This window comes from Micromonospora sp. NPDC023814, from assembly GCF_040639595.1.
Lineage (GTDB): Bacteria > Actinomycetota > Actinomycetes > Mycobacteriales > Micromonosporaceae > Micromonospora.
Map to the genome: position 1 here is coordinate 64,016 of NZ_JBFAAF010000029.1, position 15,577 is coordinate 79,592.

General features: G+C 74.5%; 16 protein-coding genes, 2 tRNA genes and 1 pseudogene. 10 read left to right on the top strand and 9 right to left on the bottom strand.

What is annotated here, in order from left to right; all coding sequences use genetic code 11:
• Positions 1–51 precede the first annotated feature (51 nt).
• From AB0G14_RS17730 to bcp, 3 genes are all read right to left on the bottom strand, one after another.
• On the bottom strand, positions 52–591 hold the full coding sequence (locus AB0G14_RS17730; protein ID WP_357698512.1) for a GNAT family N-acetyltransferase: 540 nt from the start codon (positions 589–591) through the stop codon (positions 52–54).
• A gap of 94 nt (positions 592–685) precedes the next feature.
• Positions 686–768: transfer RNA gene (locus tag AB0G14_RS17735), tRNA-Leu, on the bottom strand.
• 96 nt (positions 769–864) lie between these two features.
• The gene (gene bcp, locus AB0G14_RS17740; RefSeq protein ID WP_357698514.1) at positions 865–1,341 is read right to left on the bottom strand and encodes a thioredoxin-dependent thiol peroxidase; all 477 of its coding nucleotides are present in this window, start codon (positions 1,339–1,341) and stop codon (positions 865–867) included.
• Positions 1,342–1,589: 248 nt separating this feature from the next.
• Between bcp and AB0G14_RS17745 the strand changes: the two genes are divergently transcribed.
• The 4 genes from AB0G14_RS17745 to AB0G14_RS17760 are packed head-to-tail and all read left to right on the top strand — an operon-like array spanning position 1,590 to position 4,254.
• Positions 1,590–2,306: an energy-coupling factor ABC transporter permease gene (locus AB0G14_RS17745; protein WP_357698517.1), complete on the top strand. Its 717-nt coding sequence runs from the start codon at positions 1,590–1,592 to the stop codon at positions 2,304–2,306.
• Complete coding sequence (locus AB0G14_RS17750; protein ID WP_357698519.1) at positions 2,303–2,710, top strand: PDGLE domain-containing protein; 408 nt, start codon at positions 2,303–2,305, stop codon at positions 2,708–2,710. Before AB0G14_RS17745 ends, AB0G14_RS17750 begins: the two co-directional genes overlap by 4 nt.
• A 6-nt stretch (positions 2,711–2,716) precedes the next feature.
• Positions 2,717–3,487, top strand: coding sequence for a cobalt ECF transporter T component CbiQ (cbiQ, locus tag AB0G14_RS17755; protein ID WP_357698522.1), 771 nt, complete (start codon positions 2,717–2,719; stop codon positions 3,485–3,487).
• On the top strand, positions 3,484–4,254 hold the full coding sequence (locus AB0G14_RS17760; protein ID WP_357698524.1) for an ABC transporter ATP-binding protein: 771 nt from the start codon (positions 3,484–3,486) through the stop codon (positions 4,252–4,254). Before cbiQ ends, AB0G14_RS17760 begins: the two co-directional genes overlap by 4 nt.
• Before the next feature lie 98 nt (positions 4,255–4,352).
• Here AB0G14_RS17760 and AB0G14_RS17765 read toward each other — a convergent pair whose 3' ends face one another.
• Genes AB0G14_RS17765 through AB0G14_RS17780 form a run of 4 tightly spaced genes read right to left on the bottom strand, consistent with a single transcriptional unit; the run spans position 4,353 to position 7,311 of the window.
• The gene (locus tag AB0G14_RS17765) at positions 4,353–5,453 is read right to left on the bottom strand and encodes a hypothetical protein (RefSeq protein WP_357698526.1); all 1,101 of its coding nucleotides are present in this window, start codon (positions 5,451–5,453) and stop codon (positions 4,353–4,355) included.
• Positions 5,450–6,166: a thioredoxin domain-containing protein gene (locus AB0G14_RS17770; RefSeq protein ID WP_357698528.1), complete on the bottom strand. Its 717-nt coding sequence runs from the start codon at positions 6,164–6,166 to the stop codon at positions 5,450–5,452. The genes AB0G14_RS17765 and AB0G14_RS17770 overlap by 4 nt, the downstream gene beginning before the upstream one ends.
• Positions 6,159–6,677 (bottom strand): MauE/DoxX family redox-associated membrane protein, encoded by a 519-nt coding sequence (locus tag AB0G14_RS17775; RefSeq protein ID WP_357698530.1) that lies wholly within the window; start codon positions 6,675–6,677, stop codon positions 6,159–6,161. The genes AB0G14_RS17770 and AB0G14_RS17775 overlap by 8 nt, the downstream gene beginning before the upstream one ends.
• A gap of 49 nt (positions 6,678–6,726) precedes the next feature.
• A complete protein-coding gene (locus AB0G14_RS17780) occupies positions 6,727–7,311 on the bottom strand; it encodes a sigma-70 family RNA polymerase sigma factor (RefSeq protein WP_357698533.1) in 585 nt (194 codons plus the stop codon).
• A 107-nt stretch (positions 7,312–7,418) separates the two neighbouring features.
• Between AB0G14_RS17780 and AB0G14_RS17785 the strand changes: the two genes are divergently transcribed.
• The 4 genes and pseudogenes from AB0G14_RS17785 to AB0G14_RS17800 form a co-directional block, all read left to right on the top strand.
• Positions 7,419–8,063, top strand: a complete 645-nt coding sequence (locus AB0G14_RS17785) for a zf-HC2 domain-containing protein (RefSeq protein ID WP_357698535.1) — start codon at positions 7,419–7,421, stop codon at positions 8,061–8,063.
• Between the two features lie 109 nt (positions 8,064–8,172).
• On the top strand, positions 8,173–9,837 hold the full coding sequence (locus AB0G14_RS17790) for a copper resistance protein CopC (protein ID WP_357698537.1): 1,665 nt from the start codon (positions 8,173–8,175) through the stop codon (positions 9,835–9,837).
• A 15-nt stretch (positions 9,838–9,852) separates the two neighbouring features.
• The gene (locus tag AB0G14_RS17795) at positions 9,853–10,587 is read left to right on the top strand and encodes a YcnI family protein (protein WP_357698539.1); all 735 of its coding nucleotides are present in this window, start codon (positions 9,853–9,855) and stop codon (positions 10,585–10,587) included.
• 701 nt (positions 10,588–11,288) lie between these two features.
• Positions 11,289–11,504 (top strand): annotated as a pseudogene (locus tag AB0G14_RS17800) (hypothetical protein); the annotation flags it as partial.
• Positions 11,505–11,942: 438 nt separating this feature from the next.
• Here the strand turns inward: AB0G14_RS17800 and AB0G14_RS17805 are convergent.
• The gene (locus AB0G14_RS17805; RefSeq protein ID WP_357698542.1) at positions 11,943–13,211 is read right to left on the bottom strand and encodes a glycosyltransferase 87 family protein; all 1,269 of its coding nucleotides are present in this window, start codon (positions 13,209–13,211) and stop codon (positions 11,943–11,945) included.
• Between the two features lie 75 nt (positions 13,212–13,286).
• Between AB0G14_RS17805 and orn the strand changes: the two genes are divergently transcribed.
• Both orn and AB0G14_RS17815 read left to right on the top strand, forming a co-directional pair.
• Positions 13,287–13,877, top strand: coding sequence for an oligoribonuclease (orn, locus tag AB0G14_RS17810; RefSeq protein ID WP_357698545.1), 591 nt, complete (start codon positions 13,287–13,289; stop codon positions 13,875–13,877).
• Positions 13,878–13,974: 97 nt separating this feature from the next.
• Positions 13,975–14,047 (top strand) — tRNA-His (locus AB0G14_RS17815).
• A 52-nt stretch (positions 14,048–14,099) separates the two neighbouring features.
• Here AB0G14_RS17815 and AB0G14_RS17820 read toward each other — a convergent pair.
• The gene (locus AB0G14_RS17820) at positions 14,100–15,392 is read right to left on the bottom strand and encodes an Ig-like domain-containing protein (RefSeq protein ID WP_357698547.1); all 1,293 of its coding nucleotides are present in this window, start codon (positions 15,390–15,392) and stop codon (positions 14,100–14,102) included.
• Between the last annotated feature and the right edge of the window lie 185 nt (positions 15,393–15,577).

The window sequence follows — 15,577 nt, forward strand, 5'->3', positions numbered from 1 at the left end:
GGGTGCGGCTGAGCCGTCGGCTCGGCGCGCGGGCGTGGGCGAAGCGGTCGGTCAGCGCGCGGGCGCGTGCGGGGCGGTCAGGTCGAGCCACATGAGGATCTCGTCGCGGTCGTCGCCGGGTGCGACCCGCAGCGCGCCGGGCAGGCGCCCGACCTCCCGGTAACCGAGCCGCCGGTAGAAGCGGTCCAGCCCCAGCCCGTCCCGGACCGTCACGTGCAGCGCCTCCCGGCCCAGCTCGCGGCCGAGGCGCTCGGCCTCGCGCATCAGCGTCAGGCCGTACCCGTGGCCCTGGGTGTCCGGGTGGACCATCACCCGCTTCAGCACGCACCAGTGCGCCTTCAGGTTGAACCGGTTGTCGCAGAAGATCAGCGCGGCGACGAGGCGGTCGCCCGCGTACCCGAGCAGGAGGCGGTCCGTGCCCTCGGCGATGCCGGCGAACGTCGGGTCCGCGGTGCGCCGGACGTCGGCGGTGGTGACCGGCGGCACGAAGCCGACCGCCCCGCCGGCGTTGGTCACGTCGACCCAGAGCGCGACGATCGCCTCGCGCAACTGGGGGGACAGTTCGGGGTCGAGGACGAAGCGCAGGGTCACCGGGCAATCCTGACCGCGCGGGGCCCGCGCCGACCCGCGATCGTGACGCGTCCGACAGCGCAGCCGGTGGCACGGGCGGGGCGGACCCCGAAGGTGCGGGAGGGGGGATTCGAACCCCCACGTCCTTTCGGACAATAGGACCTAAACCTACCGCGGCTGCCATTACGCCACTCCCGCCGACCCGCTGAGTCTAGAGCGTCGGGTCACGACGGTGCCGAGCCCGTCTCGCCGGCCGGGCGGCGAGACGGGCCCCGCGACCGGTCGAGGGCGGCCTCAGTCGAGCCCGAGGTCGCGGCGCAGCTTGGCGACGTGGCCCGTCGCCTTGACGTTGTAGAGCGCGCGCTCGATCTTCCCGTCGGCGTCGATCACGAAGGTCGAGCGGATCACGCCGGTCACCGTCCGGCCGTACGACTGCTTCTCGCCGTACGCGCCGTACGCGGTCAGCACCGACTTGTCGGTGTCCGCGACCAGCGGGAAGGTGATGGCGTCGCGCTCGCGGAACTTCGCCAGCTTCTCCGGTTTGTCCGGCGAGATGCCGACGACCTCGTAGCCGGCCGCCTGGAGCGAGGCGAGCGAGTCGCGGAAGTCGCAGGCCTGCTTGGTGCAGCCGGGCGTCATGGCCGCCGGGTAGGCGTACAGCACGACCTTGCGGCCGCGCAGGTCGGCCAGCGAGAGCGTCTCGCCGGTGTCGGTGGGCAGGCTGAAGTCGGGCGCGGGGTCACCGGGGGAGAGGCGGTCGGGCGCGGTCATGGCCACGACCCTACCGCCGGCGCCGGCCCGCCGGCCCCGGGCGACGCGCCGGCATCGGCACCGGCACCGGCACCGGCCAAGCGTCTCGGTGCGTGCCGGCCCGGCGTCCGGTGCGCTCCGGCCCGGCGTCCGTGCGGCGGACGGTGATCGCTGCCATGCGCTGTTGCCAGATATTGGCAACAGCGATGTACGGGAAATACGCTGACCCCGCGGGAGCGCGGACGGACCGCCGACGCGTGGGAGGTCGTGTGGAAACGCTGGCGATGCACATCTCGAACGGGATCATCGACGGTCCCGTCGCCGCGCTCTTCGCGGCCGTCGCGGTGGCCGCGATGACCCTCGGCGTGCTGCGCGGCCGGCGCGACCTGGACGACCGGCTGGCGCCGATGGCGGGTCTCGTCGCGGCCTTCATCTTCGCCGTGCAGATGCTCAACTTCCCGATCTTCACCGCCGGCGTCAGCGGCCACCTGCTCGGCGGCGCGCTCGCCGCGATGCTGGTCGGCCCGTGGGTCGGCGCGCTCTGCGTGGCCGTGGTGCTCGTCGTGCAGGCGCTCGTCTTCGGTGACGGGGGCGTCGCGATGCTCGGGCTCAACATCACCAACATGGCGGTGATCGGCACCGCCGCCGCGTACCTGCTGATCGCGCTGCTGCTGCGGGTGCTGCCCCGCACCCCGACCGGCCTCGGCGTGACCGCCTTCGTCTCCGCCCTGGTCAGCGTGGTGGTCGCGTCGATGGGCTTCGTGTTCCAGTACTGGCTCGGCGGCACCACCGACCTGGGCGGCAACCTGGGCGGCCTGGCCGGCACGATGGCCGGCGCCCACCTGCTGATCGGCATCGGCGAGGGCCTGATCACCGCGACCACGGTGGTCACCGTCGCCAAGGTCCGGCCCGATCTCGTCTACGCGCTGCGCGGGCTGCGGCCCGCGTCCGTACCCACCGTCCCGGCCGTCGGAGGTGTCCGGTGAGGAAGCGTTCCTGGGGGTTCGTCGTCGGCGGGCTGCTGGTGGCCCTGCTGCTCGCCGGGGTGGTGAGCAACTTCGCCTCGTCGCACCCCGACGGGCTGGACTCGTCGCTGCGCGAGGGCTGCACGTTCGACGCCGACGACAACATCACCGGCGGCAGTTGCCCGGCGCAGCAGGAGAAGGAGCACGAGATCGGCGGCCCGCTGGCCGACTACGGCATCGCGGGGATCGACAACGACTTCCTCTCCACCGGCCTGTCCGGCGTCCTCGGCGTGCTGCTCACCTTCGCCGTGGCCGGCGGGGCCTTCTGGCTGGTCCGCCGCCGCGGCCCGCGGGACGGCCAGGCGGCCGACCGCGAGGCGGCCGACGGTGAGCGCGCCACCACCGGCGCGACGGGCCGGGGCTAGCCGGGGATGGGCGCCGGGCACGCGCACGTGCTGTACCGGGAGGGCGCCTCGCCGGTGCACCGGCTCCCGCCCGAGGCCAAGATCGCGGCGATGGTGGTCTTCACCCTCGCCGTGGTGGCCACCCCGCGCGAGGCGTTCTGGGCCTTCGGCGGGTACGCCCTGCTGGTCGCGGCGGTCGCCGCGCTGGCCCGGGTCGGCCCGGGCTGGCTGCTCGGCCGGTCGCTGATCGAGCTGCCGTTCGTGCTCTTCGCCGTCGCCCTGCCGTTCCTCGGCGCCGGCGAGCGCGTCGACGTGCTCGGCCTCAGCCTGTCGTCCGACGGGCTGCTCGGGGCCTGGAACATCGTCGCGAAGGGCACCCTCGGGGTGCTCGCGTCGCTCCTGCTGGCCGCGACCACGACGACCCGTGACCTGATCGTCGGCCTGGACCGGCTGCGCTGCCCGCAGATCCTCACCCAGATCGCCACGTTCATGCTGCGCTACCTCGACGTGCTGGTCGGCGAGGCCCGCCGGATGCGGGTGGCCCGGGTCTCCCGCGGCGACGACCCGCGCTTCCTGTGGCAGCTGCGCGGCTTCGCCGCCGGCATCGGCGCGCTCTTCCTGCGCGCGTTCGAACGCGGCGAGCGGGTCTACCTGGCGATGCTGTCGCGCGGCTACGCCGGCCGGATGCCGGCGGTGTGGCAGGGCGCGGGCGCGGCGACGGCCGGGCAGTGGCTGGTCGCGGCCACCGTGCCGGTCCTGGCGGCCACCATCGCCGCCACCGCCGTCGTGCTGACATGATCGGAGACGTGCAGACCGCTGTCTCGCTGGACGTCCGTGGCGTCCGGTACGCGTACCCGGACGGGCACGTCGCCCTGCACGGGGTGGACCTGACCGTGCCGCGCGGCGACCGGGTGGCGCTGCTCGGCCCCAACGGCGCCGGGAAGACCACCCTGGTGCTGCACCTCAACGGCATCCTCACCCCGACCGAGGGGAGCGTGAGCGTCGGCGGCCTGACCGTCAGCCAGGACCGGGCCACGCTGGCCGAGGTGCGCCGCCGGGTGGGCATCGTCTTCCAGGACCCGGACGACCAGCTCTTCCTGCCCACGGTCGCCGAGGACGTGGCGTTCGGGCCGGCCAACCTGGGGTTGCGCGGGGCGGAGCTGGCCGCCCGGGTGGACGAGGCGCTCGCCGCGGTGGGGATGGGCGAGCACCGGGACCGCGCGCCGCACCACCTCTCCTTCGGGCAGCGGCGCCGGGTGGCGGTGGCCACCGTGCTCGCCATGCACCCGGAGATCCTGGTCCTCGACGAGCCGTCGTCGAACCTCGACCCGGCGGCCCGCCGCGAGCTGGCCGAGATCCTGCGCGGGCTGCCGGTGACGCTGCTCATGGTGACCCACGACCTGCCGTACGCCCTGGAGCTCTGCGACCGCTCGGTGATCCTGGACGCCGGTCGGATCGTCGCCGACGGGGCGACGCCGGACCTCCTGGCCGACCAGGACCTCCTGTCCCGTCACCGCCTGGAGCTCCCGTACGGCTTCACCCCGACGGCCCGCACCCCCCACTGACCCCCACCCTGCCCCCGGCGATCTTGCACTTGCCGCCCCCGACAAAAGGGGGCTTTCCTCTCATATGGAGGGGCCGAAAGTGCAAGATCGCGGATTTGTCAGGGGCGGGGCGCCGTGGGGGCGGGGGTGGGAGAGGGAGAGGGGCGGCGGGAGGCGGCGTGGAGGCGGAGGGCGCCGGCCGCCGCAGCGCCGATTCCGACGACCAGGACGACGGCGATCAGGATCCGGGCCGCCGTCGCCGGCCACGGGACGGGGGCGACGGCGCGGGCGAAGACCGCGGCGTTCGCCACCCCGGCGAAGAGCGCCAGGCAGGCGCCGGCCAGCGCCAGCGCGAAGTCGGCGGCCGGCCGTCGGGCCAGCGCGTACACCCCGGCGGCGATCGCGCCGAGCCCGGTCAGCAGCGCCCACACCTGCCCGCCGAGCAGGCCGATCAGCAGGCCGCCGACGCCCCGCGCCCCGGCATCGAGCTCCCGGCCCACGGTGAACGCCACCGCGGCCACCCCGCCGAGCACCAGCAGCCCGCCGAGCCCGGCCAGCGCCCGCGCGCCCGGCGCCGACGCGGCCGGCAGCAACCCCAGCGCGCCCACCGCGAGCAGCCCGACCGTGGCGACCACCCACCAGGCGTACGCGTCCGGCGGCGGCACCCAGTCCAGGGTGCCGCGGATCTCCATCGGCTCGGCGCCGGCGCGCAGCGGCACCACCCAGTCCCGCACCCGGTGCTCCCGGTCTGGGGCGGCCCGCACCTGCGGCGGCGGCGCCGACTCGCGCCAGAGGGCCCGCTGGTCGTGCCAGCGCACCGTGGACGAGTCGTCGACCCGCCGCCAGTCCGGCGGCGCGGCCGGGTCCGCCTCGGCCGGCAGCCGGGTGTCCCCGGCGATGGTCCGGTTCAGATACGTCGCGGGGGAGCGGACGTTCTCGTACACCCCGTCGGGACCCACCCGCAGGTACGGCTCGCCGGAGTAGCCGACCACCTCGACGGCGTGGTCGCCGGAGTTGGTCAGCTCCAGCCGGGCGCCCGCCTCCACCACCCGTACGCTCAGCCCCGCCCGGGCCGGGGTGACTGCCGTCACCTCGGTGCGGTAGTCGGTGCCGTCGGGGGCGTCCGCCCCGTGCGCGGCCGCCGGCCCGGCGAGCGCGAGCGTCGCGGCCAGCGCGGCGGTGAGCACCAGGCCGGCGCGGGCCAGCAGGTCACGGATCACTTGCCGGCCGCCTCCACCGCCGCCTTGATCCCCTCCGGGCTGCGGTCGGCGACCTCCTGGCCGTCGACCAGGATGGTCGGGGTGCCGGTGATGCCGGCCTTGCTGGCCTCGTCGGTCACGTGCTCCGTCCACGGCTTGAAGGTGCCCTCCCGCAGGCAGGAGGCGAACCCGTCCCGGTCGATGCCGGCGCCCGCCGCGATGTCCGCCAGCTCGTCGTCGCTGAGCCCGGCGCCGCCCTCCGGCGGCTGCCGGTCGAACAGTGCCTTGGCGTACTCCCGGTACCGGCCGCCCTCCGCCGCGCAGCCGGAGGCCGCCGAGGAGCGGGTCGAGTACTGGGTGGTGGAGAAGCGGTTGAGGTAGGCCACCGGGTGGTAGACGACCCGGACCTTGCCCTCGCTGATGAGCTGGTCGATCGTCGGGCCGCTGACCTGCTCGAACTGCTTGCAGGCCGGGCAGAGGAAGTCCTCGTAGATGTCCACCGTCACCGGGCCCGAGCCGGCGACGACGCCGGTGCCGGCCTCGTTCGCGCCGGTCGGCGGGGTGAAGTCGTCGGAGCGCTGGCTGGAGTAGATGCTCCAGCCGATGAGGCCGGCGATCACCAGGACGGCGACGGCGGCCACGGAGACCCAGAGCGTCCGCTTGCGCCGCTGCTCCCGGGCGAGCTGCTCGCGGACCACCCGCGCGGCGACCTTCTGCCCCTTGCGACTACTCATTCTCGTCCTCCACCGGTGCGTCCCCCGTCAGCCAGCCGTCCACGGAGACGGGCGTGCGGGGCCAGATCAGCAGGAACCCGGCCAGTGCCAGGAATCCCAGGTCCCGGAGGATCTCCGGGAGATAGCTCGGCGCCTGCCCCTCGGCGAGCTGGCCGCCGCTGCCGAAGCAGCCGCAGTCGATCGCCAGGCCCCGGCTCCAGGCCGAGGCGATGCCGGCGACGAAGACCACCAGCAGCGCCGCGGAGACCGCGGCGCTCAGCCGGGTGGCCAGCCCGAGGAGCAGTAGCACGCCCAGCGCCAGCTCCACGAAGGGCAGCGCCGCGCCGACCACCGTGGCGACGTCGTACGGCATCACCTGGTACGCGTTGACGGCGCGACCGGAGGCGGCCAGGTCACCGACCTTGCTGCCGCCGGCGATCAGCCAGACGGCGGCCAGGCCCAGCCGGGCGGCCACGCCGAGCCAGGGACGGACGGCCGGCCAGCGGGCGGCCGGAGTACGGGGGGCGGTCACGATCATTGGACGTCGCGTCCGTCGTGGAAGTTCCCGGCCACGTTCCCGCTCATCCGGCGAGGGCGTCGCCGACCGCCTCGACGAGGTCGTTGCGGGCCCGGGCCACCCGGGAGCGGATGGTGCCCACCGGCACCCCCTCCACGGCGGCGGCCTCGGCGTACGACAGGCCGAGCAGCTGGGTGAGCACGAACGCCCCGCGCCGCTCGACGGAGAGCCGGCGGACCAGGTCGGCGGCGCCGAGCTGGCCGGACGGGTCGGGGTGCGACCGGTCGGCCCCCGCGTCGGCCGCGAGCCGCTCGTCGAGCCGCCGGCGGCGCACGACCGTGCGCAGGTGGTCGGCGCAGGCCCGCCGGGCGATGCCGAGCAGCCAGGTCCGCGCGCTGGACCGCCCCTCGAACGCCGGCAGCCCCCGGAACGCCCGCAGGTAGGTCTCCTGCGTCAGGTCGTCGGCGCTGTCCGGGTCGACCAGCGCGGCGGCGAAGCGCCACACCTCGGCCTGGGTGAGCCGGACGAAGGCGGCCTGGGCGACGGGATCCCCGTCGCGGGCGGCCAGCGCCCACCCCGTCGCCGACTCGCGCACGACGGCGGCATCGGTGGGACCGACGGCGGAGGTGTCGCGCGGGGCGGGGATCACGACAACCCAGGTTACGCGGCACGGCAGGCGGGGGCAGGGTCCTTCGGCCCTTCCATGGCCTGCGCCACGCCGGGAACTTTCCCGGCACGTTGAACGACTACCCGCTCATGACATGCGACGACGTACGCACGGCGCTGTCGGCGCGGCTTGACGGCGAGGACCCGCAGGCGGCGTCGGCGGTGCTGGACGCGCACACGGCGCGTTGCCCCGGCTGCCGCGCCTGGCTGGCCCGGGCCGAGCAGGTGACCCGGCTGGCCCGGGTGCGGGCGGTGTCGGTGCCCGACCTGACGGCCTCGGTGCTCGCGGCGGTCGCCGCCGACCCGGTCGCGGTCCGGCGCGCGCCGGAGGCGACCAGGCGGGCCCGCCGCCAGGTGCTGCGGGTCGCCGTCGCGGTCGCCGCCGTCGCCCAGTTGTCGATCGCGCTGCCGGTGCTGCTGGCCGGGCTGGGCGTGACCGTCGACCCGCACACCAGCCGCGAGATGGCCTCCTTCGACGTGGCGCTGGCGGTCGGCTTCGCGCTGGCCGCGTGGCGGCCGGAGCGGGCCCGCGCGTTCGTGCCGGTGGCGCTGGTGCTGGCGGTGTGCCTGGCCGGCACCAGCGCCGTCGACATCGCCAACTCCACCACCGCCCTGGTGCACGAGGTCGGCCACCTGGCCGCCGTGGTGCAGGCGGGGCTGCTGTGGGCGCTGGGCCGGGTCAGCGGCGAGTCCGGCAGCCCGGTGTCGACGTCACTCCGGGCCCGGCATGGCTGACCACGCTCCGCCCCGGGCACGCACGCCCGAGCAGGAAGTCTCGCGGGCCGGTGGGCTTCGGGCAGTTCCGCGCGATCGGACTCGCGCCCGGCGGGTCGGGTCCGCGAGCATGACCGGCATGAGTGTCGCCAACCGTCGCCGGTTCGCCCGGCTGACCGCCGCCGCCGGCCTGCTGATCGCCATCGTCGCCCTGTTGATCGCCCCGGCCGGCCCCGCCAGCGCCCACGCGGTGCTGGTGAGCAGCAGCCCGGTCGCCTCGGCGGTGGTGTCGAGCGGGCCGGCCGAGGTGGTGCTGACCTTCAGCGAGTCCGTCCGCAAGGTGCCGGGCAAGATCCGGGTCGTCGCGCCGGACGGCGCCCGCGCCGACCGGGGTGAGCCGAGATTCTCCGGCAGCGTGGTCACGATCCAGGTCGACCCGGCCGGGGGGCGCGGCACCTACCTGGTCAGCTACCGGGTGATCTCCGCCGACAGCCATCCGGTCTCCGGCGCGTTCACCTACTCCGTCGGCGCGCCCTCCACGCCCCCCGTCGACACCGGGGACGACAGCCGGGCCGACCCGGTGGTCGGCAACGCGGTCAAGGTCGCCAAGTACGTCGGCTACGCCGGCCTGCTGCTGCTCGTCGGCCCGGCGATGGTCCTCGCCGCGCTGTGGCCCCGGCGGCTGCCCCGGCAGGGCCCGGCGCGGCTGGCCTGGGCCGGGCTCGGCCTAGTGGTGCTCTCCACCGTGGCGAACCTCCTGCTCCAGGTGCCCTACACCGCCGGCGGGGGCGTGTTCGACGTGACCGGCGAGGGGCTCGGCGCGGTGCTGGGCAGCACCTTCGGCGCGGCGCACCTGGTGCGGCTGGGCCTGCTGGCCGCGGCGGCGTTCCTGCTCCGGCCGCTGCTGGCCGGGCCGGTCGGCCGCGCCGACCTGGTGATCCTGGGCATCCTCGGGGTGGCGGCCCTGCTGACCTGGCCGCTGGCCGGGCACCCGGCGGCCTCGCCCGCCCCGGCGGTCTCCGTCGTCGTCGACACGATCCACCTGGGCAGCATGGCCGTCTGGCTGGGCGGGCTGGTGATGCTCGCCGGCTTCCTGCTGCGCCGGGCCGACGAGCGGGAACTGGGCGCGATCCTGCCGATCTGGTCGCGCTGGGCGACGCTGGCCGTCTCGGCGCTGCTGCTCGCCGGCACCGTCCAGGCGCTGATCGAGGTCGCCACGCCGGGCGCGCTCGTCGACACCACCTACGGGCGGCTGCTGCTCGGCAAGCTCGGGCTGTTCGCACTGGTCGTCGCGGTGGCCGCGTACTCCCGGCAGTTGGTGCGCCGGCGCACGGCGGCGGGCCGGCCGGCGCCGATGCGGCGGGCGGTCTGGGCGGAGTTGGCGATCACCGCGGTGGTGCTCGGCCTGACCGCCGTCCTGGTGCAGACCACCCCGGCCCGCACCGCCGGCTCCGACGTGACCGGCGGTTCCCCCGGTTACTTCTCCACGACGCTGTCCAGTCCGATCTACTCCCTCCAGGTGGAGCTGGACCCGGCCGAGCGGGGCAACAACACCGTGCACTTCTACGCGTACACGAAGGACAACCGGCCGCAGCCGGTGGTGGAGTGGCGCGCCACGGCGGCCCTGCCGTCGGCCGGGATCGAACCGATCGAGGTCCCGCTGCTGCCGCTGACCGACAACCACGCCACCGGCGAGGTCAACCTGCCGGCGGCGGGGGAGTGGCAGTTGCGCGTGACCGTCCGCACGTCCGACATCGACCAGGCCACGGTGACCGCCACCGTGCCGATCAGGTAACAGGAAGGCTCCCAGATGATCCGTCACCGGCGTACCGCAGCCGCCGCAGCCGCCCTGGCGCTCGGCGCCGTCGCCACCGCCGTCCTCGGCTTCGCGGCGCCCGCCTCCGCCCACGTCACGGTCAACCCGCAGGAGGCGACCCAGGGCGGCTACGGCCGGTTCGCCTTCCGGGTGCCGAACGAGAGCGACACCGCCTCCACGACCAAGGTGGAGGTGGTGCTGCCCGAGAACGCGCCGGTGGGCTCCGTGTCGACCATGCCGGTGCCCGGCTGGACGGTGGCGGTGGAGAAGCGCAAGGTCGACCCGCCGGTCGAGGTGCACGGCAGCCAGCTCACCGAGGCCGTCGCCAAGCTCACCTGGACGGCGACCGGAAACGCGGGGGTCAAGCCCGGCGAGTTCCAGGAGTTCCCGGTCTCGATGGGTCCGCTGCCACAGGTCGACACGATGGTCTTCAAGACGCTGCAGACCTACTCCGACGGCAACGTGCAGCGCTGGATCGAGGAGCCGACCCCCGGAGGGGAGGAGCCGGAGAGCCCGGCCCCGGTGCTCACCCTCACCGCGGCCTCGCCGTCGGCCGCCCCCACCGGCGGCGCCGCCCCGGCGCAGGCCGACGACGACGATGACGACGCCGAGGGCGTCGGCCTGGCCACCGGGCTCGGCATCGCCGGCCTGGTCGCCGGGGCGGGCGGCCTGCTGCTCGGCGGTCTCGCCTTCGCGCGGAGCCGGCGGGAGCCCGCGCCGAAGGCGTGAGCCCCTCTCGCACCCTCCACCGGCCCGTCGGCGTACCCGGCGGGCCGGCGGCTTTCCGGGCCGGTGCTGTGGATATCCGCTGATCAGTCGGTCCTCGTCGGTAAGGTCGGCCGGGTATCCGGCTACGGAGGGGGACGAGGCGAATGCGGTTCGTGCGGGCGCTCGGCGGAGTGCTGCTGCTGACCATCGGGATTCCGGCGCTGCTCGCCGGCGGGGTGCTCGGGATGCTCACCCGGCACGCCGACCCGGCAGGCGCCTTCAGCGCCCGGTTCGAGACCGTGCACACCCCCGGGCACGCGGTGGTCGTCCGGGACCTCGACGAGCTGCTGCGCGCGGAGGCGCCGTTCGCCCGGGTCGGGCAGGCCCGCCTCCGGCTGGACGCCCGCACGGCCGACGGCCCGGCCTTCGTCGGGCTGGCACCCGCCGACGAGGTACGGCGCTGGCTCGACCCGGTGCCGCACGCCGAGGTCCGCCGGGTGGCCCTGGCCCGGGGCCCGCTGCCGGTCCGGCTGGAACCCGCCGCGCCGTCCGCCGGCACCACGCCGCCCACCGGCTCCACACCAGCCGCCGGCGCCGCGCCGGCCGTCACGCCGATCGGTCAGCCCTTCTGGGTACGCGAGGGGATCGGCACGCTGGAGTGGTCCCCGCAGGAGTTGGCCGACCGGCGGCTGAGCCTGGTGGTGATGCGTCCCGACGGGCGTGCCGACCTGACCCTGGAGCTGCGCGCCGGGCTGCGGGCCGGCTGGACCGCCCCGGCGACCGCGGGCCTGCTGGCCGGCGGGGTGCTGGCGGTGGTGCTCGCCGTGCTGCTCCTGTTGCGCCCGGTACGCCCGCGCGAGGTGGTCTTCGTGGTCGAACCGGACCAGGTGCCGGTGCTGGCCGGGCGGCTCGGCGTGACCTCGCTCAGCGGGCTGGGTGCCCAGCCGACCCGGGACAGCGACCGGTCCCGGGTCGTCGGGCGTCAGCTCGCCTCGGTCGGCGCCGGCCCCGCGCTCTCCCGGGCCGCCATCGGGCCGGTGCCCGCGCGCCGCCCCGCGACGCTCGCCGACCTCGCCGGCGGCGACCCGGCGGTCCGCCCGCCCGACGTGACCCTCAGCCTGGCATGGCCGCCGGCCGTTGCCGAGGCGACGGCCGCACCGGCCCCGACGGAGGGCCGGCCCCGTCCGGACTCCCCCGCCGCCCCGGCCGCCCCGGATTCCCCGGCCACCCCGGACGCCGCGCGCTGACCGCGCCCGGGCGGTTCGGACGGCGAGCGGCCCTCCGCGCTGCCGACGCGGAGGGCCGCTTTCACCGGGGGATCGGTGCTACCCGAGAGACACCTGAGGTAGTTGTGACCAGATTAGCGGTGAAGGGGGCTACTCGGGAAGACTGTCCATTTGGTGCGACTTCCCGGCCCGGCGCCCGACCGGCAGCGCCACCAGCAGCAGCAGGCTCAGCAGCACGTACGTGTTGCGCACCAGGAACTCGCCCGGCGAGTCGGTGCGCACCGGGGCGACGCCCCAGTCGTAGAAGGTCACCACCCCGTACACGATCAGGGCGGTCGTGCCGACGGCGAGCGCGGCCAGCCCGTTCCGGCGGCGGAGGCCCTCGCCGGTGCCGGGGTCTGTGCTCAGCGCCGCGTCCGCCAGCACCACCACCGCGGGGATGAACCAGTAGATGTGGTGGGTCCAGGTGATGGGGCTGACCAGCGCGCCGACCAGCCCGGTGAGGGCGAGCCCGGTGAGCGGGTCCCCGGCCCGGGCGGCCCGCGCCGCCCGCCACAGCCCGTACCCGGCGACGACCGCGACCAGCAGCAGCCAGAGCAGGCGGTCCGGCTTCTCCGGGGCGGTGATGCGGCTGAGCAGCCCGAACAGCGACTGGTTGCCGGTGTAGTCGGTGCGGCCGACCCGGTCGGTCGCCCACAGCTCGTGGGTCCAGAACCGCCACGAGTCACGCGGCGCGACCGCCGCGGCGAGCAGGGTCGCGGCGGCGGCCGTCGCGCTGGCCACCGCCGCCGCCCGCCACCGCCGGGTAGCCAGCAGGTAGACGATGAAGATGCCCGGGAAGAGCTTGAGCGCCGTCGCCAGCCCGACACCCACGCCGGCCCAACGAGCCGCCCGGGGTACGGCGAAGAGCAGGTCGGCCAGGATCAGCACGACCAGCAGCATGTTGATCTGACCGAAGGTGATCGTCTCCCGGGTGCTCTCCACGGCCAGCACGAGCAGGACCGCCACCGTGAGGGTGAACACACGGGGCAGGCCGTGCCGGGCGATCACCGGCGCCGACAGCCAGCGGGTGGTGACCACCACCGCGAGCGCGGTCAGGATAGTGAAGATCGTCACGGTGGCGCCCAGCGGCAGCAACGCGAACGGGCGCAGCAGCAGCGCGCTGAACGGCGGGTAGGTGAAGTAGAGCTCGCCCTGCACCCGGTCGGGCTGGACGTAGTCGTAGAGCGGGTTGCCGGCCGCCCACCAGTCCATCGCCCGCATGTAGATCTTCAGGTCGAAGAAGTCGTGTACCAGCCCGGGCAGGTAGAGCGCCGGCAGCATGGCGGCCAGCGCCAGCACGGCGGCGAGCCGACGGACCGTGCGGCCGCCGGGGTCGTCGTCGGTGACGGCGGGCGGTGCGGCGGGTTCGGCTGGCACGGGGAAACCCTAGCGGTCGGGTCGCGCCACGGTGCGCGGGCGCGCGGCCGGCGGGGCTGCGCGTAGTCTGGGCCGGTGGCTGATCTTCTCGTCTGGATCGACTGTGAGATGACCGGGTTGGACCTCGGCAGGGACAAGCTGATCGAGGTCGCCGCGCTCGTCACCGATCCCGATCTCAACGTGCTCGGGGAGGGTGTCGACGTGGTGATCCACGCCGACGAGGCGGCGCTGGAGGCGATGCCGGAGATCGTCCGCACGATGCACGGCAAGTCGGGGCTGACCGAGGAGGTCCGGCGCTCGACGGTGACCCTGGCCGAGGCGGAGGACATGGTCCTCGATTACGTCGCCAGCCACGTCAAGGACCCGCGCACCGCGCCGCTGTGCGGCAACTCGATCGCCACCGACCGGGGCTTCATCGCCCGGGACATGCCGCGCCTCGACGCGCACCTGCACTACCGGATGATCGACGTCTCCTCGATCAAGGAGCTGTGCCGCCGCTGGTATCCGCGGGTGTACTTCGGTCAGCCGCAGAAGGGGCTCGCGCACCGGGCGCTGGCCGACATCCGGGAGAGCATCCGGGAGCTGGAGTACTACCGGCGGACCGTCTTCGTGCCGCTGCCCGGGCCCGACGTGGAGACCGCCAAGGCGATCGCCGCGCAGCTGTAGCGGCGGCCGGGACAACCCGCTGGACGCGGCGGGCGGGGGTGGGGCTATTATTGGTCCGCACCCCGCCCGGGGCGATCGACCGGGTGTGGAAGGCATGGTGGCTGTAGCTCAGTTGGCAGAGCACCGGGTTGTGGTCCCGGTTGTCGTGGGTTCAATTCCCATCAGTCACCCGGTTGACGAAGGCCCCCTCCTCGCGGAGGGGGCCTTCGACGTTTCCGGTGCTCAGGCGGTCGGGCTGGGCGCGGGCTCGCCGCTGGCGTCCGGGTCGGCCCCGGCCGGCTCGTACGGCAGGGCGCTGCCCTTGACGTACTCCTCCCAGCTCATGTTCCAGTCCGTCCAGCCGTTGCCGTTCTGCAGCTTGCGCTCGGTGCCCTTGACCGTGATCGGGTCGCCGATCCGGGTGTTGGCGAACAGCCAGGCGCCGTTGGCCATCGAGACGTTCACGCAGCCGTGCGAGACGTTCACGCTGCCCTGCTGTCCCTCCGACCAGGGCGCGGCGTGGATGAACTCGCCACCCCAGGTCAGCCGCTGGGCGTAGTCGATCTTCGTGCGGTAGCCCTCCTCGGGGCCCAGCTCCTCGAAGGTGTCGAAGACCGTCTTGCGCAGCTTCTCGATCACCACCATCGTGCCGCTCGACGAGGGGGTGCTCTTCTTGCCGAGGCTGACCGGGATGGTCTTGATCACAGAGCCGTTCTTCCTGACGGTCATCCGCTTGGTCTTGTTGTCCACGGTCATGATCACCGCAGCGCCGATCTTGATGTCGACGGTGAGGTCCGCCCGGCCGTACCAGCCGTCGCCCAGCGGCAGGCCGCCTGCCTGGACCCGGTAGGAGACGGTGCTGCCGGCCTGCCAGAACTCCTTCGGGCGGTAGCGGATCTCCGTCGGGCTGACCCAGTGCCAGATGCCCTCCTGGGCCGGCGTGGAGGTGACCGTCATCCGGCGCTGGACGTCGTCGCGGTAGTCCTCCGGGATGGCCCGGCCGAACTTGACGATCAGGGGCATGCCGACGCCGACCACCTGGTCGTCGCCGAGGAAGCTGGTGATCCGGACCTGCTTGCCGGGCTTCGCCATGGTGGTGAAGGTGCTGGTCGCCGTGGCGGGCCGGCCGTCGTCGCCGGTCGCGGTCACGGTGGCGGTGTACGTCTCGCCGTACTCCAGCGCGCCGGCGGGCAGCCAGCTCGTGCCGTCCCCGGCGAGCTTGCCCTCGACGGCCTCGCCGGCCGAGTCCTTGAGTTCGACGCTGGTCTCCTGGGCGTCCTTCGTGGTGAAGGTGATGCCGGTCGAGGCGGGCACGTCCTTCGCGTCGGCCTTGGGCTCGACGATCGTGGCCGCGGCCTTCGGCGCGGCGGGCTGGCCGCCGCCGTCCTGCCCGCCGGGCGGCTTGCCCCCGCCGCCGTCGGTGCAGGCGGAGGTCAGGGCGAGTGTCGCGGCGAGCACCGCCGCCGCGATCCCACGGCGTCGTCCGCCCCGCCGGTCGTCCCCACGCCGGATCAGCTGGTCCTGGACAGCTCGCATGATTCCCTCACAGTCGTGGTCCCCGGTTGCCCATCGTCCCTCACTGACGCATCCGGACAGATACCCGTTCCTCAGGGTGAACCGAAACACGTCGGGCAACCTGTCCGAATATTGATAAATCGAGGGCCTTGCGAGGTGGGTTCGTGTTACCCGAGGTGACGGGGTAACGGGCGCGGCGGGCCGGC

Coding starts and splice junctions, on each gene's coding strand:
- AB0G14_RS17790 (WP_357698537.1), top strand. CDS start 8,173: ATGACCGGCATGAGTGTCGCCAACCGTCGCCGGTTCGCCCGGCTGACC.
- AB0G14_RS17785 (WP_357698535.1), top strand. CDS start 7,419: ATGACATGCGACGACGTACGCACGGCGCTGTCGGCGCGGCTTGACGGC.
- cbiQ (WP_357698522.1), top strand. CDS start 2,717: ATGGGCGCCGGGCACGCGCACGTGCTGTACCGGGAGGGCGCCTCGCCG.
- AB0G14_RS17760 (WP_357698524.1), top strand. CDS start 3,484: ATGATCGGAGACGTGCAGACCGCTGTCTCGCTGGACGTCCGTGGCGTC.
- AB0G14_RS17795 (WP_357698539.1), top strand. CDS start 9,853: ATGATCCGTCACCGGCGTACCGCAGCCGCCGCAGCCGCCCTGGCGCTC.
- AB0G14_RS17820 (WP_357698547.1), bottom strand. CDS start 15,392: ATGCGAGCTGTCCAGGACCAGCTGATCCGGCGTGGGGACGACCGGCGG.
- bcp (WP_357698514.1), bottom strand. CDS start 1,341: ATGACCGCGCCCGACCGCCTCTCCCCCGGTGACCCCGCGCCCGACTTC.
- AB0G14_RS17770 (WP_357698528.1), bottom strand. CDS start 6,166: ATGAGTAGTCGCAAGGGGCAGAAGGTCGCCGCGCGGGTGGTCCGCGAG.